Source organism: Variovorax sp. GW821-FHT06D12, from assembly GCF_059419205.1.
This window is the reverse complement of sequence record NZ_JBWKRI010000003.1, coordinates 246,301-266,610: the sequence shown is the minus strand read 5'-3', so window position 1 is coordinate 266,610 and position 20,310 is coordinate 246,301. Positions and strand designations below refer to the sequence as shown.

Genomic DNA, 20,310 nt, shown 5'->3' with positions numbered 1-20,310 from the left:
ATGCAGACCGCGCCCACCAACCCTCATCTGAACAGCGTGCGCGCCGTGCTGGAACAGGCGCGCGCCGACGTCGCCCGCAGCACGACCACCACCGCCTCGGGCCGCCTCACGCGCGCCGTCGGTCTCGTGCTCGAGGCCGTGGGCCTGCAACTGCCCGTGGGCAGCGACTGCCTCATCGAACTGCCGCCCGGCCATCCGCAGCGCCATGCCGAAGCCGAAGTGGTGGGCTTCGCGGGCGACCGTCTCTTCCTCATGTCGCAGACCGAGGTGGCGGGCCTGCTGCCCGGCGCGCGCGTGTTCGCGCGGCCCGGCCTGCGCGAGCCCGGTGCGACCGGCGACGCCCACACCAAGCGCCTGCCCGTGGGCGAAGGCATGCTGGGCCGCGTCGTCGATGCGGCCGGCCGCCCGCTCGACGGGCTGGGCCCGCTCGACGTGGCGCGCCAGGTGCCGCTGGCGGCGCCGCCAATCAACCCGCTGTCGCGCGCGGCCATCGACTCGGTGCTCGACGTGGGCGTGCGCGCCATCAACGCGATGCTCACCGTCGGCCGCGGCCAGCGCATGGGCCTGTTCGCCGGCTCGGGCGTGGGCAAGAGCGTGCTGCTGGGCATGATGGCGCGGTACACCAGCGCCGAAGTGATCGTGGTCGGCCTCATCGGCGAACGCGGTCGCGAGGTGAAGGACTTCATCGAGAACACGCTGGGCGAAGAAGGCCTGGCCCGCGCCGTGGTGGTGGCCGCGCCGGCCGACAACTCGCCGCTGCTGCGCCTGCAGGGCGCGGCCTACGCCACCTGCCTGGCCGAGTACTTTCGCGACCAGGGCAAGGACGTGCTGCTCATCATGGATTCGCTCACACGCTATGCGATGGCGCAGCGCGAGATCGCGCTGGCCGTGGGCGAGCCGCCCGCCACCAAGGGCTATCCGCCTTCGGTGTTCGCGCGGCTGCCTGCCTTGGTGGAACGCGCCGGCAACGGTGCGCGCGATGCGCAGGGGCGCGGCGGCTCGATCACGGCCTTCTACACCGTGCTGTCCGAAGGCGACGACCAGCAGGACCCGATCGCCGATTCGGCGCGCGCGATCCTGGACGGCCACGTCGTGCTCTCGCGCACGCTGGCCGAAGCGGGGCACTACCCGGCCATCGACATCGAGGCCTCGATCAGCCGCGCGATGACGTCGTTGATTTCGCCCGCGCAGTTCGACACCGTGCGCCGCTTCAAGCAGATGCTGTCGCGCTACCAGCGCAACCGCGACCTGATCAGCGTGGGCGCCTACGCGCCCGGGCACGACCTGCAGCTGGACCAGGCGATCGCGATGTACCCGCGCATCGAGGCCTTTTTGCAGCAGTCGATGCACGAACGCACCGGCTACGAGGAGGCCATCGCCCACATGGACAGCCTGTTCACCCACACACCTCCGTCAGGACGCCCATGAGCAGCAGCAAGCTTCCCCTCGGCATGCTCATCGACCTGGCGCAGAGCCAGACCGACGACGCCGCGCGCCGCCTGGGCGCCCTGCAGAGCGCGCACCTGAGCGCGCAGCAGAAGCTCGAGCTGCTGCTGCAGTACCGCCAGGACTACCACGCGCAACTCGACACGCTGATGCGCGGCGGCCTGCCGTCGTCGCAGTGGCGCAACTACCGCAACTTCCTCGGCACGCTCGACCACGCGATCGCGCAGCAGCGCGCCATCGCCGAGCGGGCCGGACACCAGCTCGACCGGGGCCGCACCGACTGGCAGCGCGAGAAGCGCCGCCTCAGCTCCTTCGACACACTGGCCGATCGCGTGCGTGCGCAGGAGCTGATGGCGCAGGCCAAGCGCGAACAGCGCGACAGCGACGAACGTGCCGCCCGCCAGTTCTTCGACCGCGCCTCGCACCCCACCCACTGAATCTCCCCCAGGAACCGACATGCCTCCCATGATCCCGCCGACCGTCACGCCTGCCGCCACCTCGCCGGTGGCGCAGGGCGGCGCACGTGGCCGCAGTGCCGACGAAGCGCAGGGCCGCGCGTTCGGTGCCGCGCTCGAACGTTCGCGTGCGAGCCAGGCCGAGAAGGCGTCGGATGCCGATACCGTGGTGGCGGATGCCAAGCCGCTGCGCAAGACGGACCTTGCGGAAGAGATCCGGGACGCGCAGCCTGCGGAGCCCGACCTCGCCTTTCTCGCAGCCGCCGTCACGCCGCAACAGGCATTGGTGCTTGCTGGAGGTGCGACCACGCAGGGCAGCGGTACGCCAGAAACTTCGCTGGCGCCGGTCACGCCTGACGCGCAAGCCGGCCTGCCTGCTAGCACGGTCCGCCTGAGCAGCGAAGCCGCCGCCACGCCCGCGCCCGCCATCGCCACCGAAGACGCTTCCGCGCCCACCGCCACTGCCGCCGCACAAAGCGCGACGCCCGAAGCCGACAACGCAGCACCGCCTTCGCTGTACGAGATCGTGCGCGCCGCCGTGGCCGCGCAGCCGATGGCTGTCGATGGCAAGAAGCCGGCCGCCGCACCTGCCGGCCCACCCGTCGGCACCGCCGCACCGGGCCGCGCGGGTGCACCGCGCACCGTGAGTGCCACCACCACCGAACAACTCGCAGCCGCTGCGCAAGCCCAGCCTGCCGGCGAGGCGAAACCCGCGACGGCGGACGCCGCCCCCGTCGTCGCAGTGTCGGCCGGCTCCACGGGCGACGACGCAGCGGCGCCATCCATCGCGCCGTTCGCGCTGCAACAGCCCACCGCCACGGCCACCGACCGCACAACCGAAAGCCCCGTCGCACGCCCCGCCGTGCACACGCTCGCCCCCGAAGTCGGCAGCGAGAAATGGGCGCCCGCACTCGGCCAGCAGCTCGCGCGCATGAGCCTCGGCGGCACGCACACGGCCGAGCTGAACCTCAACCCCGCCGGCCTCGGCCCGTTGAAGGTCACGCTGTCGGTCGGCGAGCACCAGGCGCAGGCCGCGTTCGTGTCGGCGCACGAGAGCGTGCGCAAGGCCGTCGAGGCTGCGCTGCCGCAGCTGCGCACCAGCCTGTCGGAACAGGGCATCACGTTGGGCCAGACCTCGGTCGGCGCGGACACGCGCGCGCCGTTCGGGCAGGACGCGGCGTTCGCGCAGCAACAGCAGCAACAACACCAGCGACAGGGCGCATGGCGACCGCAGGGCACTTCCGCTGCCACCGACATCGCCCGCCCGGCAACGGCGGCACCCCGCCCCGTTGCCACCCCACGCACGGGCCCGGGCGTCGACACCTTCGCCTGAAACCGCCCCTCCGCCTCCCGCAATGAACGGATGTGAAGCGCCTTTGTGCGCTTGTTCGGCCGTTCGCCGGCGGGCGACTTCGCAAAGAATAGATCGGACCCGTCCACCGTTTCACCATGGCTACCTCTTCTCCCGCCGCCACCGCGGCTGCGTCGGTCGCGACCGACCCGCCGGCCTCGCGCCGCACCTCGAAACTGCTGATCGGGCTCGTGGCCGTCCTCGGCCTGGCCGCGGCCGGCGCGGCGGCCTACGTCTTCGTGCTTCCGCGCTTCACCGAGCATGCCGCCGCCGAGACGGCCAAGGCGCCGGTGCCCGAGAAACCCATCTTCCTCATGCTCGAGCCGCTGACCGTCAACCTGCAGTCCGAAGGCCGCTCGCGCTTTTTGCAGATCGGCTTGGCGCTGAAGCTGCGCGACGAGCAGGCCAAGGCGCAGATCGTCGAGTTCATGCCCGAGCTGCGCAGCCGCCTGCTGGTGCTGCTGTCGAACCGCCCGCCCGAATCGCTGGTCACCTCGGAAGACAAGGCCCGGCTGGCCACGGAGATTCACAGCGCGCTGAACGCACCGCTGGCCGAGGGCCTGCCCGAGCTGGGCATTGCGAGCGTGTCCTTCAACTCCTTCGTCGTGCAGTGACGACGATGCCCGTTTGCGGACCCGCGATCCATGGCGTATGAACAGGTGCTCTCCCAGGACGAGGTCGATGCGCTGCTGCAGGGCGTCACCGGCGGCGACCTCGACCAGGCCGCCGCGCCCGCGCCGCCGCCCGACGGCCTGCCGGCCTACGACCTCGGTGCGCCCGACCGCGTGGTGCGCAACCGCATGCACACGCTGGAGGTCATCAACGACCGCTTTGCGCGCGGCCTGCGCAGCGCGCTGCTGAACTTCATGCGCCGCAGCCCCGACATCTCGGTGGGGCCGGTGCAGATCCAGCAGTTCGGCGAGTTCGTGCGGCACCTGCCGGTGCCCGCGAACATCAACATGGTCCACATGAAGCCGCTGCGCGGCACCGCCCTCTTCGTGTTCGACCCGAAGCTGGTGTTCCTCGTGGTGGACAACCTGTTCGGCAGCGACGGGCGCTACCACGTGCGCGTGGAAGGGCGCGACTTCACGCGCACCGAGCAGCGCATCATCAAGCGCCTGCTCGACCTGTCGCTGCAGTGCTACGGCGACGCGTGGCAGCCGGTGTATCCGCTGGCCTTCGACTACGTGCGCGCCGAAATGCACGGCAAGCTCGCCAACATCGTGGCGCCCAACGAGGTGGTGATCAACACCACGCTGCAGATCGAGTTCGGCCCCATCGGCGGCTTTCTGCATGTGTGCCTGCCCTACTCGATGATCGAGCCGATCCGCGACCTGCTGTCCAACCCGATCCAGGACGAGGTCGAGGTCGACAAGCGCTGGGTCACGCAGATGTCGCGCCAGATGCAGGCCGCCGACGTCGAGCTCACCGCCGACTTCGTGACCATGCCCTCGACGCTGGGCGAGGTGATGAAGCTGCGCGTGGGCGACGTGATTCCCATCGAGCTGCCGGCGACGGTGGTCGCCAAGGTCGGCGGCGTGCCCGTGATGGCCTGCGGCTACGGCACCTCCAACGAGCGCTACGCCCTGCGCGTGCAACACATGATCTCCCACCAAGACAGCGATTCGAAGAACGACCATGACTGACAACACCTCTGCCGCCAGCGACGCGGACGACTGGGCCAGCGCACTGGCCGAGCAGACCGCGGCGAGCGCCCCCGCGCCCGACCCGGCCGTGGCTCCCGCAACGGCGCAGGTCTTCCAGCAGATCCAGGACGCACCGGCAGCATCGTCCGCCACGCCCGTGGACATCGCGCGCGTGCTCGACGTGCCGGTGCAGCTCACCGCCGAGATCGGCCGCACGCGCATCACCATCAAGAACCTGCTGCAGCTGTCGCAGGGCTCGGTGGTCGAGCTCGACGGCCTGGCCGGCCAGCCGCTGGACGTGCTGATCAACGGCTACCTCATTGCGCAGGGCGAGGTGGTGGTGGTGAACGAGAAGTACGGCATCCGCCTGACCGACATCGTCACGCCCTCCGAGCGCATGCAGAAGCTCGCGCGCGCATGAGCCTGGCGCGGGTGTCTTCGCTGCTTGCGCGGGGCGCCGCGCTGCTGGCGCTGGGCCTGCATGCGGCGCATGCGGCCTTGCCCACCGTGCCCACGCCGGTGCGCGAAGCCGCGCCGCCCGCCGCGGTCGGCGGGGCGGGCCTGCTGCAGGCGGGCTTCGGCATGGCGGCGGTCGTCGGCCTGATCTTCCTGTGCGCGTGGCTGGCGCGGCGCTTCGGCCTGCAGCGGCTGGGCGGCGGCCAGGTGGTGAAGGTGGTGTCCACCGCCATGGTCGGCCCGCGCGAGCGCGTGGTCGTGGTGGACGTGGCCGGCCAGTGGCTGGTGCTGGGCGTCACCAACAGCCAGGTCCGCACGCTGCACACGCTGCCGGCCCAGGCAACGCCTTCCGTTGCAACGCCTACGCCTGCACAAAATCCGGTGGGCCTGTTCGCCCAGAAGCTGCGCGATTCCCTCGCGGGCAAAACGCGTACCGCGCCATGACGCGCCCCGCCCTGCACCGCGGCCTGCGCACCGCCTTGCTGCTGCTCGCCGCCACGCTGCCCGCCGCCGCGTGGACCCAAGGCCTGCTCGGCCTCACCAGCACGCCGGGCCCCGGCGGCAGCCAGACCTGGTCGCTGAGCGTGCAGACGCTGGTGCTGCTGACCTCGCTCACCTTCCTGCCCGCGCTGCTGCTGTCGATGACCAGCTTCACGCGCATCCTCATCGTGCTGGGCCTGCTGCGCACCGCCATCGGCACGCAGACCTCGCCGCCCAACCAGATCCTGGTGGGGCTGTCGCTGTTCCTCACCTTCTTCGTGATGTCGCCGGTGTTCGACAAGGCCTACACCGACGCCTACGTGCCCTTCTCCGAAAGCAAGCTCAGCGCCGAAAAAGCGCTGGAGCGCGGCATCGCGCCCTTCAAGACCTTCATGCTCAAGCAGACGCGCGAGACCGACCTGGCGCTGTTCGCGCGGCTCGCCAAGGCGCCCGAGATGCAGGGGCCCGAAGACGTGCCGCTGCGCATCCTGCTGCCGGCTTTCGTCATCAGCGAGCTGAAGACCGCGTTCCAGATCGGCTTCACCATCTTCATTCCCTTTCTCATCATCGACCTCGTGGTGGCGAGCGTGCTGATGTCGATGGGCATGATGATGGTGCCGCCCGCGTCCATCGCGCTGCCCTTCAAGCTGATGCTGTTCGTGCTGGCCGACGGCTGGCAGCTGCTGATCGGCGCGCTCTCGCAGAGCTTCTACTTATGACGCCCGAATCCGTCATGACCATGGGCCACCGGGCCATGGAAATCTCGCTGCTGCTGGGTGCGCCGCTGCTGCTGGTGGCACTGGTGATCGGCCTGGTGGTCAGCATCTTCCAGGCGGCCACGCAGATCAACGAGGCCACGCTGTCCTTCATTCCCAAGCTGCTCGCGGTGTTCGCGACGCTGGTCATCGCCGGGCCGTGGATGCTCGACCGCATGCTCGACTACATGCGCGCCCTGTTCGCCAGCATCCCGCAGATGCTGGCGTGACGCCCTCGGTTTTTTCCGTCACCTCGGGCCAGCTCGAGGCCTGGCTGGTGGCCTTTCTCTGGCCCTTCGTTCGCATGCTGGCCATGGTCTCCACGGCGCCGGTGTTCGGCGAGCCCTGGGCGACGCGGCAGGTGAAGGTCGGCATCGCCGCCGTGCTGACGCTGGTGATTTCGCCCACGATCGGGCCACTGCCCGCAGTGCCCGTGGTGTCGGCAGGCGGCCTCTGGATTCTTGTGCAGCAAGTGCTGATCGGCGCCGCCATGGGCTTCTCGATGCGGCTCGTGTTCACCGCCGTGCTGGCCGCGGGCGAGTACATCGGCCTGCAGATGGGGCTGTCGTTCGCGTCCTTCTTCGACCCCATGAGCCACGGCAGCACGATGGTGGTGTCGCGGTTGCTGAACATGCTGGCGATGCTGATCTTCATGGCGCTGGACGGCCACCTGCTCATGCTGGAGGCACTGGCCGCGAGCTTCCACACGCTGCCCATCGCCGACGCACCGCTGGCGGCCGGCGGCTGGATGTTCCTCGTGCTCGCGGGCGGTGACATCTTCGCGAGCGGCCTGCTGCTGGCGCTGCCGCTGATCACCGCGCTGCTCACGCTCAACCTCGCCATGGGCATCCTGAACCGCGCCTCGCCGCAGTTCAGCATCTTCGCGGTGGGCTTTCCGCTGACGCTGCTGGCGGGGCTGGTGATGCTGCAGCTGCTGATGCCGCACCTGGCGGCGTTCCTGGAGCCGCGGTTCGCGGAGTCGCTCTCGAACATGCTGCGGTTCACGCAGGGGTTGCGGCGCTGAGGGCTGGACCTGTGCTTGCGGCCAGTCCACTGGTTCGAATGACAGCAGGGTCACGGAATGGCGCGCCGCTCCCACTAAGATGATTCCGGCCGCAACACGGAAGGTCGCGCATGTCACACCCCATTTATCTGTCCAGCTCCTCCCTGCCCCGGATGCCGGAAGGCAGCCGCAACGAATGGCGCAGCTTCTTCGGCGACGGCGCCGAGCTGGAGGCCAACGCGTTCTTCCCGCTGTTCTGGCGGGCACTCTTCAGCACCAGCGACATCCGGTACGCGCGCTTCCTCGACGAATACGACATCGACGACGAAGCCTCGGCCGTCGACCGGGAGGAATGCCTGGAGGATTTCGGCGCCGACGCGACCTATCCCTACCTCGTCATTGACAAGGCCGCAGCGGTTGCGCGGCTGGCGACACGGCGTGAAGCGATCCTCGGCGCCGTCGGAGAGCGCTACCGCCCGATCTACGCGTCCTTTGAAGCACTGATTGCGCAGCACTTCGGGGACTACCTCCTGCTGCGCACCTCCGGCTTGCCAGATGCGGCCGACGCCGAGCCATGGCTGCGCGCCGATCTTGGGGACATCGACGGTCTCCACGACAGCAAGGCGCTCGAAAGCCTGATGTCGGATCTTGCGAGGCACGATGCGGACCCGGTCTGGACCTTGAGCGGCCTCGCGTCATCCAGCGATGGCGCCTGGCCCACGCCGGCGGTGCGAGAACACTTCCCCGACCCGCGACAACGGAAGGCCCGCAGATCGCCGACAACAACACAGCAGATCGACGAACACGATCGCGCGTTCGCGGAACCCAAGGCGCACGCGGCCAAGAGCTGGCTCGACCCCGCCCTGGAATGGCTGGGCGCCTTCGTGGCGGCGGGTGCGGCCTTGGGCGCCTATTACTTCACCCAATCCACCTGGCTGGCCGTGCTGGCCTTCTTGTGCGTCGCGGTGGCATTGGGCTTCGGCATTGCGAGGCTGCGCGCCCCGAGACGATGAGCCCGACCGTGGCCCCGGCCATCCACGAACCCGCTGCCACTACATCGCGCGAAACAGATGCCCGAACGCCCGGCTGACCTTGAGCGATCGCGCCAGGCCCCTCACGGACAGGCTGTAGCGCCCGTTCTCGTCGCGGGTGGCGCTCACGATGCTGTGGATGTTGACGAGCACGCCGCGATGCACCTGCGTGAAGTCGGTGGCGTCGATCCGCGACACCAGATCGCGCAGGCTCATGCGCACCAGCGCCTCGCCCTGGGCCGTGACGACATTGACGTACTTCTCGGTGGCTTCCAGGCAGATCACCTCCGAGACCGGAATCATCCGCACGGTGTTGCCGACGCCGGCGCGGATGACCTTGATCTTTTCGGGCGCGTCCGCCGGATCGGTGATCGACTGCACGCGCTCCATCAGGGCCGCCATGCCACCAGCCGCCGGTGTCCGGGCGCGCTCGTGCAACCTTTGCTTCAGGCGTTGCACGCAGACCTGCAGGCGTTCGAGCGTCGCCGGCTTGAGCATGTAGTCCATCGCCGCATGCTCGAACGCCGAGATCGCGAAGTTGTCGTACGCGGTGATGAAGACGAAGAGTGGTTCGACCTGGTCGTCGGGCCACTCGTCAGCGACGGCCTCGGCGACTTCCAGGCCTGTCTTGCCCGGCATCTTGATGTCCAGGAACATCACATCGGGCGCCAGGGTCTGGGCCAGTTCGATCGCCTTCAGGCCATCGTCGGCGACGCCCACGATCTCCAACTCGGGCCAGGCTTCGTGCAACAAGCGCTGCAGTGTTCGCGACAGCACCGGTTCATCTTCGGCAATCACGCCGCGCCACGCGCTCACGATGGAATCCTCACGACCGCGCGAACGCCGCACGGCGATCGCGCTTGCAGAGACAGGGACGCACGCAAGCCATAGCGGGTCTGGAGGCGATCACGCACATTTTTCAGTCCGGCCCCGCAGACCTCGTCGCCACCCGAAGCGGGCAGGTGCGGCGACAAGCCCAGACCGGAATCGTCCACAGCGACCTCGATGCCGCCCTCGATCGAACGTGCCAGCACTTCGACGCCACCTGCGCCCAACTTCGGCTCCAGGCCGTGCCTGATGGCGTTCTCGACCAGCGGCTGCAACAGCATCGGCGGGATGGCGATCCGCTCCAGCTCGGCGGGCAAGTCGAGCCGGTAGGCCAGCCTGGGCCCCATGCGCAAGGACATGATGTCGAGGTACGCCCTCAGCTGGGCGAACTCCGACTGCAGCGTCGTCACCTCGTCGCGTGACGCTGCATGCGTGCTGCGCAGGTAGACGATCAGCTGGTCGATCATGCGCTCGGCCTGTCGCGGGTCTTCGTCGACGAGCGAGCGCAGAGTCGCCAGCGTGTTGAACAGCATATGGGGTTCGAGTTGCGCGCGCAGCAGCCGCAGTTCCGATTCGGTGGCCAGGCGCTGGGCGTCGGATCGGGCGACCGCTTCCTTGGCAAGCTGGTCACGCGTCGCGGCGACGTAGAGGACGAACAGGGCCAGCACCAGGCCGAAGGCGAACGCCACCATGTAGTCGCTGTCATGACCCACGACGCGGCCGATCGGTTCGTCCAGGATCAGGAGCGCGACCAGGTGACCGCCGAAGTACCCCGTCGGGATGGCGATCGCGCCGGTCAGAAGCCAACGGGGCAGCGCCTGCATTCGCCGCAGCCGTCCAAAGCGGCCCAGCACCGCGACGCACGCAACGAACACCATGCCGACACATTCGACGAAGACGAACAGGCGCGCCGGCGTTTCGAGTGCAGGAGCGGCCCAGAAGAGCAGCCCGGCCGCGATCGCGCACAGCAGGAACGCGCCGGCCGTCAGCCGCGCGGCGCCCAGCCAGTGGGCGGGAATCGGTGAATCAACGCGAATCACGGGTGGCCGTCGGCTGCATGCATCGCGCCACTGTAGAGGTTGGCACGCCATGCCGCCACCGATCGAGGGCCCGTGGGGGCGAGTTTGTCCTCGAGCCGTCGTTTGAGGGGACCGAACGGCGACCGCTCGGTGCCGCCTCACAACCGTTGATGCCCTCCACCGGGCGTTTGGGCGCCAAACCGGATGCGCGCCTGGCAGCGGCCGCCGACAGTGCGGGCCTCACCACCCGGGAGTTCCCATGCAACGATCTTCTTCTCTTTCGAACACGCTGCTTTGCGCCGCGGCCGCCGTCTGTGCTGCCCTCGTCACGACGAACGCACAGGCCTTCGACGGCATCGTGGAAAAGCAGGTGTTCAACCTGCCCACCTACACGACCGTGAACGGCCAGGTCATCAAGGGCGTGCGCATCGGCTATGAAACCTATGGCCGCCTGAATGCGGCGCGAGACAACGTGATCCTCATCAATCACTTCATCACCGGCACCTCGCACGCCGCCGGCCGGTATGCGGCGAGCGACGCCGCGCCGGGTTACTGGGACACGATCATCGGCGCCGGCCTGCCGATCGACACCGATCGGTTCTTCGTCATCGCAACCGACGCGTTGTCCAACCCCAATCGCGCATCGGCCACCGTCGTCAGCACCGGCCCGGCCAGCATCGACGCCGCCACCGGCAAACCGTATGGCCCGCGCTTCCCGGTGCTGGCTGCGCGGGACACGGTGGAGGTGCAGAAGGCCCTGCTCGATGCGTTGGGCATTCGAACCATTTACGCCGTGGCCGGCGCGTCGGCCGGCGCCTGGATGTCGGTGGAATGGGCCTCGGCCTACCCGGAGCGCGTGCAACGCCTGGTGTCCATCGTGGGACCTGGCGTCGACAGCCCGGCCTACGCCATCGCCAAGATGAGCTCGTGGGGCGCGGCCGTGCGGCTGGACCCGAACTGGTCCCACGGCGACTACCACGGCAAGGCCGAGCCGCTGGCGGGCATGACGCAGGCCATGCGGCTGGTCACGCTCGACGCGCTCAGCTTCGCCTGGGCCGACAAGGCCTTCGGTCAGAAGTGGGCCGACCCGGGCAAGAACCCCGGCGAAGCGGCCGCGAACCAGTTTGCGGTCGATGCCACCCTCGAGAAGATCGGCGAAGCGCGTGCCAAGGGCATGGACGCCAACAGCTGGCTGTACACGCTGAAGGCCTTGCAGCTGCCCAGCGCCAAACCGGAACGCATCAAGGCCAGGTCGCTGTTCGTGGGCATCAGCTCGGACCAGATCTTTCCGCCGCTCCTGTCCAAACGCGCCGTGGAGACCCTCAAGGCGCAAGGCACGCCGGCAGAGTATGTCGAGATGAACAGTCCCAATGGCCACGCCGATGCACTGGGTGCCACCATCGGCCTGGCCGGGCCGGCGATTGCATCGCTCCTGGCGAAGTAGGCGCGCGGTCTGTGGCGTTGTCAGTCAGCGTCCGGTCGGGAAGAGGACGCCGGCCTCTTTCAAATTCCGTCCGCCAGTTTTCTGGAATCGCGCGATGGATGCAGGCTTTCTTTTGGAGGCTGAAGCAGCCATTCCTCAGGCAAATTGCGCCAGCCCATGCCCGACGGACCAGTTCTCCTTGGGTGCATCGGCCAGGGTCACGAACACGTCCTCCGGACGTATCCCCGGACTCTCGGCCAGCAGCTGCGCGATGCGCTGGAACAGCGCCTTCTTCTGCTGCGCGGTGCGCGTGTTGAAAACGGTGATCTGGATGTACAGGAGATCGTCGCTGCGCGCGACGCCGAAGGCGCCCCCATATCGGAAGTTGGCGGCCTCGTGCTCGGTGATCGTCATGAACTGATCGTCTTGCGGCACGTTCAACGTGTCGCGCAGGGCGCGATAGAGGCTGTCGAAGATCGCCTGCCGGTAGGCCTCTGGCTTTCCCGCGCGCATCGAGATGTGAATGGTGGGCATCGCTACTCCGGTCATCTTGGAACAGCGGATGTTATGTATTCGGATTTGCTATTGATACTTATCTCAATAACAATCTTTTGTCATGACTGATCGCCCGCTGGATCTCGACGCCGTTCAGGCCTTCGTTCGCATCACCGAGCTGGGCAGCTTCACGCGCGCCGCGGAAGTCATGCAGACCACGCAGGCAGGGATCAGCCTGAAACTGAAACGCCTGGAAGACAGGTTGGGCTGCCGGCTTCTGGAGCGCACACCGCGGCACGTGGAGCTGTCAGCGCGCGGTGCCGCCTTCCTGGGACATGCCCGGGAACTCCTGGCGGTCCACGATCGCACGCTGGCGGCCTTTGCGAGCGCCCGCCAGCGGCTGACCATCGGCATCAGCGACCACGTGGCAGGACCGGAGTTGCCCGCGCTGATCGCCCGCATGAACGCGCAAGACGCGCAGCTGCTGATCGATATCCGGATCGGCTCGTCGGGCGATCTGCTCCAGAGCTACGACCGACGGGAACTCGACACGGTCATCGTCCGGCTGCATGCCGGACGCACGGACGGAAAGCTTCTGGCACAGGAGCGCTTCGGCTGGTTCGCTGCCGCAGGCTGGCAGCACCGCGTGGGTGAGCCCCTGCCGCTGGCCACGATGGCGCAGCCCTGCGGCGTGCGCGCGTTGGCGGAGCAGCTTTTGGACACGGCCGGCATCCCGTGGACCGAGGTGTTTGTGGGGGGCGGCGTCGCGGCCGTGGCGGCGGCGGTGGTGGCCGGACTGGGCGTCGCGGCGTTGGCGCCGCGCATGTTGCCCCTGGGCTGCGTCGACGTAGGGCCCAAGCTGGGCCTGCCCGACCTGCCGCGCCTGCCCGTCCTGCTGCACTCCCGGGTCCGGGAGGGTCGGGCGCGGGAGGCCGTGGACGCACTGTCTGCGGCGTTCAGGAGCGTGGCGAGAAACTGATCCGACCGCGTCAGGGCGCGCGTTCGTCCACCACGAAGCCCCAGAAATCGTCGTCGCAGTGGATGCAGTGGTCCAGGAAGGATTGCATGTCCCTGGCGTGGAACCACACCAGGCCCTGCGCCTCGTCGCACAGCGCATCGGCCTGCGCGTCCAGGCTGAGCGATGGGAGGTGGGCCAGTTCCATCTCGGCAAGAAACTCCTGCGTGTCCAGCTTGCCTGCAAAGAGGTCGTGGTCGAGGCTGGCGATCCGGCCCTTGTGCCGGCCGTGCAGCACCTCCACGAACGGGTGGCCCGCCGGGTCGCTGCCGATGTCCAGAAACCAGGCGGCCAGCAGGCTCTCGGCCTGCAGCGTCTCCAGGTCGCAGTGGGGGTCCGATGCGCCGAAGCTGTTGAGCACCCGGAAGTTGGCGTGCGACGCGCTGCTCGCCGTGCCGTCTGGCTGCACATAGGCAGCGATGTCGCCGGCCTGTTCCATCTCGTACAGGGAGAAGCCGTTCTGGGTTCGCAGGAAGGCGGCGTAGGCGTTCGAGAAACCGAGGCGGCGCTGCAGCGCGTCGACCGCCTGCGCGGAGGCCGGTGCGCGGCCAAAGGGATTGGGGAAAAGTACTTTCATGGCTTTCGCTGCAGCCTAACGCGGATCACGGCGCACCGGCCCCGCGTCGAGGTCGTGCACCGTCCCTATCGGCCAGGCAGGTTCAGGCCGTAGGTGGCCAGGGGGCCATTCTGGGCCAGGAGCCGAACCGCGAGAATGCGGGGCAACAGACACTTCAGAGGAGCTCGCCTTGACCACCGTCGCCATCACCCCCGCCATCCACGTCAGCAACAGCAACGGCTTTGTCCTGTTCGGCGGCGTGAACGTCCTCGAGTCGAAAGACATGGCCCTGCGTGCCGCGGAAGAATACGTCCGGGTCACGCAGAAGCTCGGCATTCCCTATGTCTTCAAGGCGAGCTTCGACAAGGCCAATCGCTCGTCCATCCATTCCTACCGGGGCCCCGGCCTGGAAGAGGGCCTGAAGATCTTCGAGGCCGTCAAGGCGGCGTTCGGCGTGCCCGTTATCACCGACGTGCACGAGCCCTGGCAGGCGAAACCCGTCGCCGAAGTGGTGGACGTCCTGCAACTGCCCGCGTTTCTCGCGCGCCAGACCGACCTGGTCGTCGCGCTCGCCCAAACCGGCAAGGTCATCAACGTCAAGAAGCCCCAGTTCCTGAGCCCGACGCAGGTGCTCAACATCGTCGAGAAGCTCAAGGAGGCGGGGAATTCCTCCGTCATCCTGTGCGACCGCGGCACCTGCTTCGGCTACGACAACCTGGTGGTGGACATGCTCGGCTTCGGCACCATGAAGAAGGTCACCGGGAACCTGCCGGTCATCTTCGATGTGACCCATGCCCTACAGCAGCGCGAGGCCAACGCCATCGCCTCCGGCGGACGACGCGAGCAGGTGGCCGAACTGGCGCGTGCGGGCCTGGCAGTGGGCCTGGCGGGCCTCTTTCTCGAAGCGCATCCCGACCCGGCACAAGCGAAATGCGACGGTCCCAGCGCCCTGCCGCTGGACCAGCTGGAGCCTTTCCTCACGCAGCTGAAGGCGTTGGACGACCTGGTGAAGTCGTTCGCGCCCTTGCACATCCGCGCCTGAGCGGGACGCTCCCGCAGGGGCCTCTAGCGGCTGTCGAGGCGCGCCTTCATGTAGCAGGCCCGCAGCAGCGCCTGTTCGCGATGGGGATCGTGCAGGCCATTGCCCATCGGCCGGGTCCGGCTCGCCGCCTCCTGCAGCGCCCCGGCGTGGTACTCGGCCAGCGACTGGGGCGGAACGGCCAGCGCGCCTGCGGCGTATTCGACCCTGGCTTTTTCCGTCATCCAGCCCTGCACCCGCTCGCGAGACCCGGTGTGCGTGCGGCGGTAGTAGCGGTCGGCCTCCACCTCCGATTGATAGAAGGTGTCGATGGCGGTCCGCAGGGCGTCCGAGCAGCGCGACATCAGCATGTCCACGGAGGGTTCGCTGCGCGAGGATGCTCTCGCCGCGGGGACGCTGCCCGCCTGAACCGTCGGGCGTTCCGGCGCCGCGGCCTCGTTCGGCATGGCAGCCGAGTCGCAGTTCCTGGCGCCCGAATACCTGCATTCCGAAACGAGCCGCACGTACTCCTGCTGATAGACCCTGCGCGTGGCCGCGCGGTCCTCGGGTGTCAGGTTGCCGCAGCTGCGATCGAGGTACTCGATCATCGTGTAGTTGTGGACGCGGTCCGCGCCGGGGCCCGAGGCCTGCGTGGCGCGTTGCTGCAGCGCCTTGCATTCTTCAGATGAGGCGCGCGTTCGCTGTGAGGGCGCCGGATTCGCGGCCTTCGCGTCCTTCTCGGAGAAGCAGTACCCCCGGTAGCCTCGCCCCTCCACGTACCGCCACCGGCCCGTGCCCCGGTGCTTGGTCGCACAGGCCCACCAGTGCACGGTGCCGTGCAGGAGGTTGCCCTCCTTCTTGCCGGGGCCCAGCGTGCTGAGTCCGCCGTTGGGGCACTGGAAGGCCTCGGAGCTGTCGAAGAAGTGCTTGGTCTGCCGCGGGTTCTCGACGCAGAAGCCGACGTCGACGCTGTAGTTGCACTGGTTGAAAAGCGTGCTGTCCTTGCCGACGACGCAATGGCTGTCGGTGCCGTCGTTCGCGGCCAGGGCGGGCAAGGCCGTGCCCAGCAGGAAGACGCTCAGGGCCAGGGTGCGAACGATCGGCATGCTTTTCTCCTCCAGGATGGCGCCTGAATCTAGCCCGACGATTCGCAAACGAAATACCGCTTTTGTGGGAGGCCACGGGAACCGGTGGCCCGCCTCGCAAAACGCAGGTGGAGAAGCAATCCCACGCCAACGGCAGGCAGCGTGCTTCCTACCTCGTGTTCATCGCACCCGCGATGTCTCGCTTCTATTCCTCCGGCCTGACGTCCATTCCCAGCGCCTCGGCGATGGTCAAGGCTTGCACGGCGGTGATGACTGCGCCTTGGAGCTGTACGTGCTGCGGTTCGAGTGCGCTCAGGTCACTGCCGCGCAGGTCGCAGCGCGAGAGGTTGACGCTGTGCAGCCAGGCCCCCGACAGATCGACATCGCGAAGCACGCCGCCGTCGCATCGTGCACCCGTGAGGTCGACCTCTCGCATCCGTGTGCCATGGAACGACGCCTTGCGCAGGTCCGCCCCCGGGAGGCCGGCAAACGACCAGTCGCCGCCGACCGCCTTCATCACCTCGAACATGCAGCCGTCGAACATGCTGCCGATGAACTTGCAATCGATGAAGCTGGCGTCGAAGAACTTGCAGGCGACAAACGTGCAATTGACGAAAGCCGCATCCGTGTGGACCGACGAATTGAAGCGCGCGCTCCGGAACGTGCAGTCGGTGAACACCGAGCCGGTGTTCCTGGCCTCCGTGAGGTCGAGATCGCTGAACAGGACGGCGGTGTAGGTTTGCCGGTCGATGTCTTTGCCGTACCAGCGCTCTCCAGCCAGCGTGGTCCGGGTCGCAGGTGCCGGTGCCCCATATGCACGTTCGGCCATGGATCGATTCTCCGAGGAAGGTGGGGGTGGTGCGCGGCTGCCAGGCGGACGACCGACGGCAGCCAGCCGACGCATTCTGCCCGCGTCCATCGCGACGATCGGCTTCCCCTCCAGTGGCCAGCACGCAGCCGCTGGCCACCCCACCCTCACAGGTAGTTGAAAAGCGAGATGCTGTTCAGCTTGGCAAACGTCATCTGCGTCGCCTGCAGCGACGACTGCCGCTGATAGAACTCGGAAATCGCCGTGTACGGATCGAGGTCCTCGATCGACGACAGGTAGCTTTCTTCCTGCAGCTTGTTCATCGCACCCGCGCTGTCGAGCGCCTGCAGCTCGACCTGGCGCGAGCCCACCGACGACAGCACCGTGAGCACGTTGTCGTGCGCGTTCGTGACCTTCACGTTGGCGGTGCTCAAGGCGTTGCGCAGCTGCGCCTGGGCCGCCGCGCCGCCGCCATTGAGCGGTGCGCGCAGCGCTGTCACCAGCTCGCCCAAGGCCGCGAAGATGTCGGTGCCGGCGTTCTGCGCGGTCGACACGTCGAAGCTGTCGCCGTTGGCCGGCGTGCCGCTGATCGCGATCTGCACGCCGCCGAACGAGATCGGGGTGCCGGCGGTGAACGGGCCGCTCGCGGCCACGACCGGCGGCGTGTCCTTCGTCATCACCGTGTAGTCGGTGCCGGTGAAGCGGATGGTGAAGTCCTTGCCGTAGTTCGGTGCGGTGGCGTCGGTGATGCTCACGGCGCCGAACACGCCCGAGCCGATGTTGGCAGGTGAGCCCGAGGTCACGTAGCCCGCACCGCCTTGCACCGACTGGAAGATGCTGCGGCCGTCGTCCGAGGTCGACATCTGGCGCGCCACGTCGATCTGCATCAGCCGCTCGCCCTGGTCGCCCACGTACTGCACGCCGCCGCCGGCAGCCATCACGAAGGGCGGGCTGCCGCTCTTGAAGCCGGCGAACAGGTACTGGCCGCTGCCGTTGTCGCTGTTGGCCACGCCCACGAGCTGCTCCAGGCTGCTCTGGATGGCCGTGGCAAGCGAGCCGCGATCGGCGTCCGACAGGCCGCCGCCGCCGGCCTGCACGACCAGCGTCTTCACGTGCTGCAGGATCGCCGTCACCGAATTGAGCGCGTTCTCTTCGGTCGACAGCGCCAGCGCCGCGCGCTGGCGGCTGGTGGCGAACTGGGCGCCCTCCGCCAGCGTCTGGCTCACGCCGAGCGCGCGCGCCGCGCCCACCGGATCGTCGCCGGCCGTCAGGAACTTGGAGTTGGTCGCCAGCTGCTGCTGGACCTTGAACAGCTTCTGCTGCTGCAGGCCCATCGACTGCAGGCTCTGTTCGTAGAAGGATTGGGTGCTGATGCGCATCGCGGGTCCTGGAATCTGTGCGGGGGGTGAACGATCAGCTGCGGATGCCGAGGATGGCGTCGAACATGGCCGAGGCGGTCTGGATCACCTTGGCGTTGGCCTGGTACATCTGCTGGAACATCAGCAGGTTGCCGGTTTCCTCGTCCTGCACCACGCCCGAAATCGCGCGCTGGCTGGCCTTGATCTGGCCGGTGACGCTGTCCTGCGTGACGGCGGCCACCTTGATCGACATGGCGCGGTTGCCGACGTCGCTCACCAGCTGCGAGTAGGCGCCGTTGAAGGTCGCGGTGCCGTTCGACATGGTGGTCTTGCGCTGCAGCGCGCCCAGCAGCAGCGCATTGCCGCCGTCGGAGACGCCGCCGGTGTTCTTGCCGATGGTGAAGGTGTCGCCCTGCGCGGGCGCGCCCGTCATGGCCACGGTGATGCCGTCGAAGCTCATCTTCGCGCCGGCCGTGTAGGGCACGGGCGTGCCGGCCGGGTAGCTGGTGGCGGTGCCGTCGGCGCGCGTGACGGTCACGGCCGAGCCGGCCGGAAAGCCCGACAGCGTGCCGGTGCCCGCGTTGAAGCTCAGCGTGACGTTGCCGGCCAGCGGCGAGCCCGGGTAGGCGGCATCGACGGTGGCGGCGCCCAGTGCGCCGCTGCCCTTGTTGCCCGCGGTGTTGCCGGTGATCACGGGCGAGGCGGCGGCCACCTTGGCCGGGTCGCGCACCAGCACCTCGAGGTCGCGCGCGCCGGTGCGCGTGGGCTGCACCAGGAACGAATCGCCGGCCTGCGCCGTGCCGCTCGCAGCCGTGAGGCTCACGCCGTCGAAGCTGATCGGGAAGGTGGTGAAGCTGCCCATCGGCGTCTTGTCCGAGAGCCGCGTGACCGTGTAGGTGAGCGTGCCCCCCACGTCGGTGACGCTCACGTTGTAGTCGCTGGTCGTGAGCTTGGACGCATCGGTCAGCGTGGCGCCGAGCTCGAGGTTGCCGGCGTTGCCGGCATTGGCGATGGTGCCCGGCACGGCCTGCGAGAAGAAGTTCTGGCCCAGTGCACCGTTCAGGTCCACGCCCAGCTTGTGCTGCGCGTTCACCGCGTCGGCCACCGACATGGCGAGCCGGCCGATGGCGTTCTGCGTGGGGATCAGCGTGTCCTTGCGGAAGGCCATGAGGCCGCCGAGCACGCCGCCGGTGAAGGCGCTGTCGTCGAGCTCGACGGTGTTGCCGGCAAAGCCCGACAGCGCCACCACCTGGCGCGTGGGGTCGGCCGACGAGGTCACCGCCGCCATCTTGGAGGCATGGTCGCCCACCACCAGCGACTGGCCGGTGGCGATGAACACGTTGTACTTGCCGTCGTCCTGCTGCAGCACGCGCACGTCGACCACCTGGCTCAGTTCGCTCACGAGCTGGTCGCGCTGGTCGAGCAGGTCGTTCGGCGCCTGGCCGCCGGCCACCGCGCTCATCTGGCTGATCTGCTGGTTCAGGCTGGCGATCTTGGCCGCGTAAGTGTTGATCTGGCTCACGCTGCCCACGATCTGCTCGTTGACCGAGGTGTTCAGGTCCGACAGGTACTGGTCGGTCGCGCGGAACTTGCTGGCCAGCGACTGCGCCGCGCTGATCATCTGCTGGCGCGCCGCCGGGTCGGCCGGCGTGTTGGCCACGCCCTGCACGCTGGTGAAGAAGCTCTGCATCAGCGGCGCGATGCCCGAGGTCTTGTCGGCCAGCAGCTGGTCGATGCGGTTGACCTGCACGCCGTTGGTGGCCAGCGCGGCCGACTGCGACTGCGCGGTGGCCAGCTGCGCCGTGAGGTAGCGGTCGTAGCTGCGCGACACGGTCGTCACGTTGGCGCCCGAGCCGATGAAGCCCGAGCCGCTGGCAATGCCGCCGGCCGAGGCGATCTGCGCGATCTGGCGGCTGTAGCCGGCCGTGTACACGTTGGCGGTGTTGTGGGCCGTGGTCATCAGCGCGGTGCGGGCGACCGCGAGGCCGCTCAGACCTGTGTAGAACATGCTTCCGGACATAAGGCTTTACCTGTCAAAGGGGTGTGGGGGAGCGGCATCACGCGATGCCTCCCCATGGTTAT

General features: G+C 68.2%; 22 protein-coding genes. 14 read left to right on the top strand and 8 right to left on the bottom strand.

Annotated elements, in window-relative coordinates; translation table 11 throughout:
* From fliI to AC07SQ_RS11930, 11 genes are all read left to right on the top strand, one after another.
* Nucleotides 1–1,428, top strand: coding sequence for a flagellar protein export ATPase FliI (fliI, locus tag AC07SQ_RS11980; protein ID WP_495271097.1), 1,428 nt, complete (start codon nucleotides 1–3; stop codon nucleotides 1,426–1,428).
* Nucleotides 1,425–1,883: a flagellar export protein FliJ gene (fliJ, locus tag AC07SQ_RS11975; protein WP_062469337.1), complete on the top strand. Its 459-nt coding sequence runs from the start codon at nucleotides 1,425–1,427 to the stop codon at nucleotides 1,881–1,883. The genes fliI and fliJ overlap by 4 nt, the downstream gene beginning before the upstream one ends.
* 19 nt (nucleotides 1,884–1,902) lie before the next feature.
* Complete coding sequence (locus tag AC07SQ_RS11970) at nucleotides 1,903–3,234, top strand: flagellar hook-length control protein FliK (RefSeq protein ID WP_495271098.1); 1,332 nt, start codon at nucleotides 1,903–1,905, stop codon at nucleotides 3,232–3,234.
* 116 nt (nucleotides 3,235–3,350) lie between these two features.
* Nucleotides 3,351–3,866 carry a flagellar basal body-associated protein FliL gene (fliL, locus tag AC07SQ_RS11965; protein ID WP_070061553.1) on the top strand — a complete coding sequence of 172 codons (516 nt, stop codon included), beginning with the start codon at nucleotides 3,351–3,353 and terminating at the stop codon, nucleotides 3,864–3,866.
* Between the two features lie 30 nt (nucleotides 3,867–3,896).
* The gene (gene fliM, locus AC07SQ_RS11960; RefSeq protein ID WP_095946623.1) at nucleotides 3,897–4,898 is read left to right on the top strand and encodes a flagellar motor switch protein FliM; all 1,002 of its coding nucleotides are present in this window, start codon (nucleotides 3,897–3,899) and stop codon (nucleotides 4,896–4,898) included.
* Entirely contained in the window at nucleotides 4,891–5,319 is a 429-nt protein-coding gene (gene fliN, locus AC07SQ_RS11955) for a flagellar motor switch protein FliN (RefSeq protein WP_062469325.1), read from the top strand. Before fliM ends, fliN begins: the two co-directional genes overlap by 8 nt.
* Complete coding sequence (gene fliO / locus AC07SQ_RS11950) at nucleotides 5,316–5,798, top strand: flagellar biosynthetic protein FliO (protein WP_495271099.1); 483 nt, start codon at nucleotides 5,316–5,318, stop codon at nucleotides 5,796–5,798. Before fliN ends, fliO begins: the two co-directional genes overlap by 4 nt.
* Nucleotides 5,795–6,553, top strand: coding sequence for a flagellar type III secretion system pore protein FliP (gene fliP, locus AC07SQ_RS11945; RefSeq protein ID WP_495271100.1), 759 nt, complete (start codon nucleotides 5,795–5,797; stop codon nucleotides 6,551–6,553). Before fliO ends, fliP begins: the two co-directional genes overlap by 4 nt.
* Entirely contained in the window at nucleotides 6,550–6,819 is a 270-nt protein-coding gene (fliQ, locus tag AC07SQ_RS11940) for a flagellar biosynthesis protein FliQ (RefSeq protein ID WP_062469313.1), read from the top strand. Before fliP ends, fliQ begins: the two co-directional genes overlap by 4 nt.
* Complete coding sequence (fliR, locus tag AC07SQ_RS11935) at nucleotides 6,816–7,613, top strand: flagellar biosynthetic protein FliR (protein ID WP_495271101.1); 798 nt, start codon at nucleotides 6,816–6,818, stop codon at nucleotides 7,611–7,613. The genes fliQ and fliR overlap by 4 nt, the downstream gene beginning before the upstream one ends.
* Before the next feature lie 110 nt (nucleotides 7,614–7,723).
* Nucleotides 7,724–8,605 carry a hypothetical protein gene (locus AC07SQ_RS11930; protein WP_495271102.1) on the top strand — a complete coding sequence of 294 codons (882 nt, stop codon included), beginning with the start codon at nucleotides 7,724–7,726 and terminating at the stop codon, nucleotides 8,603–8,605.
* 39 nt (nucleotides 8,606–8,644) lie between these two features.
* Here the strand turns inward: AC07SQ_RS11930 and AC07SQ_RS11925 are convergent, their stop codons facing one another.
* Together AC07SQ_RS11925 and AC07SQ_RS11920 are read right to left on the bottom strand one after the other, a co-directional pair.
* Nucleotides 8,645–9,439, bottom strand: coding sequence for a LytR/AlgR family response regulator transcription factor (locus tag AC07SQ_RS11925; RefSeq protein WP_495271103.1), 795 nt, complete (start codon nucleotides 9,437–9,439; stop codon nucleotides 8,645–8,647).
* Nucleotides 9,436–10,491, bottom strand: a complete 1,056-nt coding sequence (locus AC07SQ_RS11920) for a sensor histidine kinase (protein ID WP_495271104.1) — start codon at nucleotides 10,489–10,491, stop codon at nucleotides 9,436–9,438. Before AC07SQ_RS11920 ends, AC07SQ_RS11925 begins: the two co-directional genes overlap by 4 nt.
* A 238-nt stretch (nucleotides 10,492–10,729) precedes the next feature.
* On the opposite strand from AC07SQ_RS11920, the gene AC07SQ_RS11915 reads away from it, so the two are divergent.
* A complete protein-coding gene (locus AC07SQ_RS11915; protein ID WP_495271105.1) occupies nucleotides 10,730–11,914 on the top strand; it encodes an alpha/beta fold hydrolase in 1,185 nt (394 codons plus the stop codon).
* A gap of 135 nt (nucleotides 11,915–12,049) precedes the next feature.
* Here the strand turns inward: AC07SQ_RS11915 and AC07SQ_RS11910 are convergent, their stop codons facing one another.
* The gene (locus tag AC07SQ_RS11910; RefSeq protein WP_159278087.1) at nucleotides 12,050–12,427 is read right to left on the bottom strand and encodes a tautomerase family protein; all 378 of its coding nucleotides are present in this window, start codon (nucleotides 12,425–12,427) and stop codon (nucleotides 12,050–12,052) included.
* A gap of 82 nt (nucleotides 12,428–12,509) precedes the next feature.
* On the opposite strand from AC07SQ_RS11910, the gene AC07SQ_RS11905 reads away from it, so the two are divergent.
* The gene (locus tag AC07SQ_RS11905; protein WP_495271106.1) at nucleotides 12,510–13,367 is read left to right on the top strand and encodes a LysR family transcriptional regulator; all 858 of its coding nucleotides are present in this window, start codon (nucleotides 12,510–12,512) and stop codon (nucleotides 13,365–13,367) included.
* A 10-nt stretch (nucleotides 13,368–13,377) separates the two neighbouring features.
* On the opposite strand, the gene AC07SQ_RS11900 is transcribed toward AC07SQ_RS11905, so the two are convergent.
* Nucleotides 13,378–13,980: an SMI1/KNR4 family protein gene (locus AC07SQ_RS11900; RefSeq protein ID WP_495271107.1), complete on the bottom strand. Its 603-nt coding sequence runs from the start codon at nucleotides 13,978–13,980 to the stop codon at nucleotides 13,378–13,380.
* A gap of 169 nt (nucleotides 13,981–14,149) precedes the next feature.
* Here AC07SQ_RS11900 and kdsA point away from each other — a divergent pair, with 169 nt between their 5' ends.
* Nucleotides 14,150–15,001: a 3-deoxy-8-phosphooctulonate synthase gene (kdsA, locus tag AC07SQ_RS11895; RefSeq protein ID WP_495271108.1), complete on the top strand. Its 852-nt coding sequence runs from the start codon at nucleotides 14,150–14,152 to the stop codon at nucleotides 14,999–15,001.
* A 23-nt stretch (nucleotides 15,002–15,024) separates the two neighbouring features.
* On the opposite strand, the gene AC07SQ_RS11890 is transcribed toward kdsA, so the two are convergent.
* The 4 genes from AC07SQ_RS11890 to flgK form a co-directional block, all read right to left on the bottom strand.
* The gene (locus tag AC07SQ_RS11890; RefSeq protein ID WP_495271109.1) at nucleotides 15,025–16,083 is read right to left on the bottom strand and encodes a hypothetical protein; all 1,059 of its coding nucleotides are present in this window, start codon (nucleotides 16,081–16,083) and stop codon (nucleotides 15,025–15,027) included.
* Between the two features lie 184 nt (nucleotides 16,084–16,267).
* Entirely contained in the window at nucleotides 16,268–16,891 is a 624-nt protein-coding gene (locus AC07SQ_RS11885) for a pentapeptide repeat-containing protein (protein ID WP_495271110.1), read from the bottom strand.
* Between the two features lie 146 nt (nucleotides 16,892–17,037).
* Nucleotides 17,038–18,249 carry a flagellar hook-associated protein FlgL gene (gene flgL / locus AC07SQ_RS11880; protein WP_495271111.1) on the bottom strand — a complete coding sequence of 404 codons (1,212 nt, stop codon included), beginning with the start codon at nucleotides 18,247–18,249 and terminating at the stop codon, nucleotides 17,038–17,040.
* 34 nt (nucleotides 18,250–18,283) lie between these two features.
* Nucleotides 18,284–20,236, bottom strand: a complete 1,953-nt coding sequence (gene flgK / locus AC07SQ_RS11875) for a flagellar hook-associated protein FlgK (protein WP_495271112.1) — start codon at nucleotides 20,234–20,236, stop codon at nucleotides 18,284–18,286.
* Between the last annotated feature and the right edge of the window lie 74 nt (nucleotides 20,237–20,310).

What these genes read in the sequence shown, in the direction of transcription:
- fliI (WP_495271097.1), top strand. Translation starts at nt 1, where the DNA reads ATGCAGACCGCGCCCACCAACCCTCATCTGAACAGCGTGCGCGCCGTG.
- fliJ (WP_062469337.1), top strand. Translation starts at nt 1,425, where the DNA reads ATGAGCAGCAGCAAGCTTCCCCTCGGCATGCTCATCGACCTGGCGCAG.
- AC07SQ_RS11970 (WP_495271098.1), top strand. Translation starts at nt 1,903, where the DNA reads ATGCCTCCCATGATCCCGCCGACCGTCACGCCTGCCGCCACCTCGCCG.
- fliL (WP_070061553.1), top strand. Translation starts at nt 3,351, where the DNA reads ATGGCTACCTCTTCTCCCGCCGCCACCGCGGCTGCGTCGGTCGCGACC.
- fliM (WP_095946623.1), top strand. Translation starts at nt 3,897, where the DNA reads ATGGCGTATGAACAGGTGCTCTCCCAGGACGAGGTCGATGCGCTGCTG.
- fliN (WP_062469325.1), top strand. Translation starts at nt 4,891, where the DNA reads ATGACTGACAACACCTCTGCCGCCAGCGACGCGGACGACTGGGCCAGC.
- fliO (WP_495271099.1), top strand. Translation starts at nt 5,316, where the DNA reads ATGAGCCTGGCGCGGGTGTCTTCGCTGCTTGCGCGGGGCGCCGCGCTG.
- fliP (WP_495271100.1), top strand. Translation starts at nt 5,795, where the DNA reads ATGACGCGCCCCGCCCTGCACCGCGGCCTGCGCACCGCCTTGCTGCTG.
- fliQ (WP_062469313.1), top strand. Translation starts at nt 6,550, where the DNA reads ATGACGCCCGAATCCGTCATGACCATGGGCCACCGGGCCATGGAAATC.
- AC07SQ_RS11930 (WP_495271102.1), top strand. Translation starts at nt 7,724, where the DNA reads ATGTCACACCCCATTTATCTGTCCAGCTCCTCCCTGCCCCGGATGCCG.
- AC07SQ_RS11915 (WP_495271105.1), top strand. Translation starts at nt 10,730, where the DNA reads ATGCAACGATCTTCTTCTCTTTCGAACACGCTGCTTTGCGCCGCGGCC.
- AC07SQ_RS11910 (WP_159278087.1), bottom strand. Translation starts at nt 12,427, where the DNA reads ATGCCCACCATTCACATCTCGATGCGCGCGGGAAAGCCAGAGGCCTAC.
- AC07SQ_RS11905 (WP_495271106.1), top strand. Translation starts at nt 12,510, where the DNA reads ATGACTGATCGCCCGCTGGATCTCGACGCCGTTCAGGCCTTCGTTCGC.
- AC07SQ_RS11900 (WP_495271107.1), bottom strand. Translation starts at nt 13,980, where the DNA reads ATGAAAGTACTTTTCCCCAATCCCTTTGGCCGCGCACCGGCCTCCGCG.
- AC07SQ_RS11890 (WP_495271109.1), bottom strand. Translation starts at nt 16,083, where the DNA reads ATGCCGATCGTTCGCACCCTGGCCCTGAGCGTCTTCCTGCTGGGCACG.
- AC07SQ_RS11885 (WP_495271110.1), bottom strand. Translation starts at nt 16,891, where the DNA reads ATGGCCGAACGTGCATATGGGGCACCGGCACCTGCGACCCGGACCACG.
- flgL (WP_495271111.1), bottom strand. Translation starts at nt 18,249, where the DNA reads ATGCGCATCAGCACCCAATCCTTCTACGAACAGAGCCTGCAGTCGATG.
- flgK (WP_495271112.1), bottom strand. Translation starts at nt 20,236, where the DNA reads ATGTTCTACACAGGTCTGAGCGGCCTCGCGGTCGCCCGCACCGCGCTG.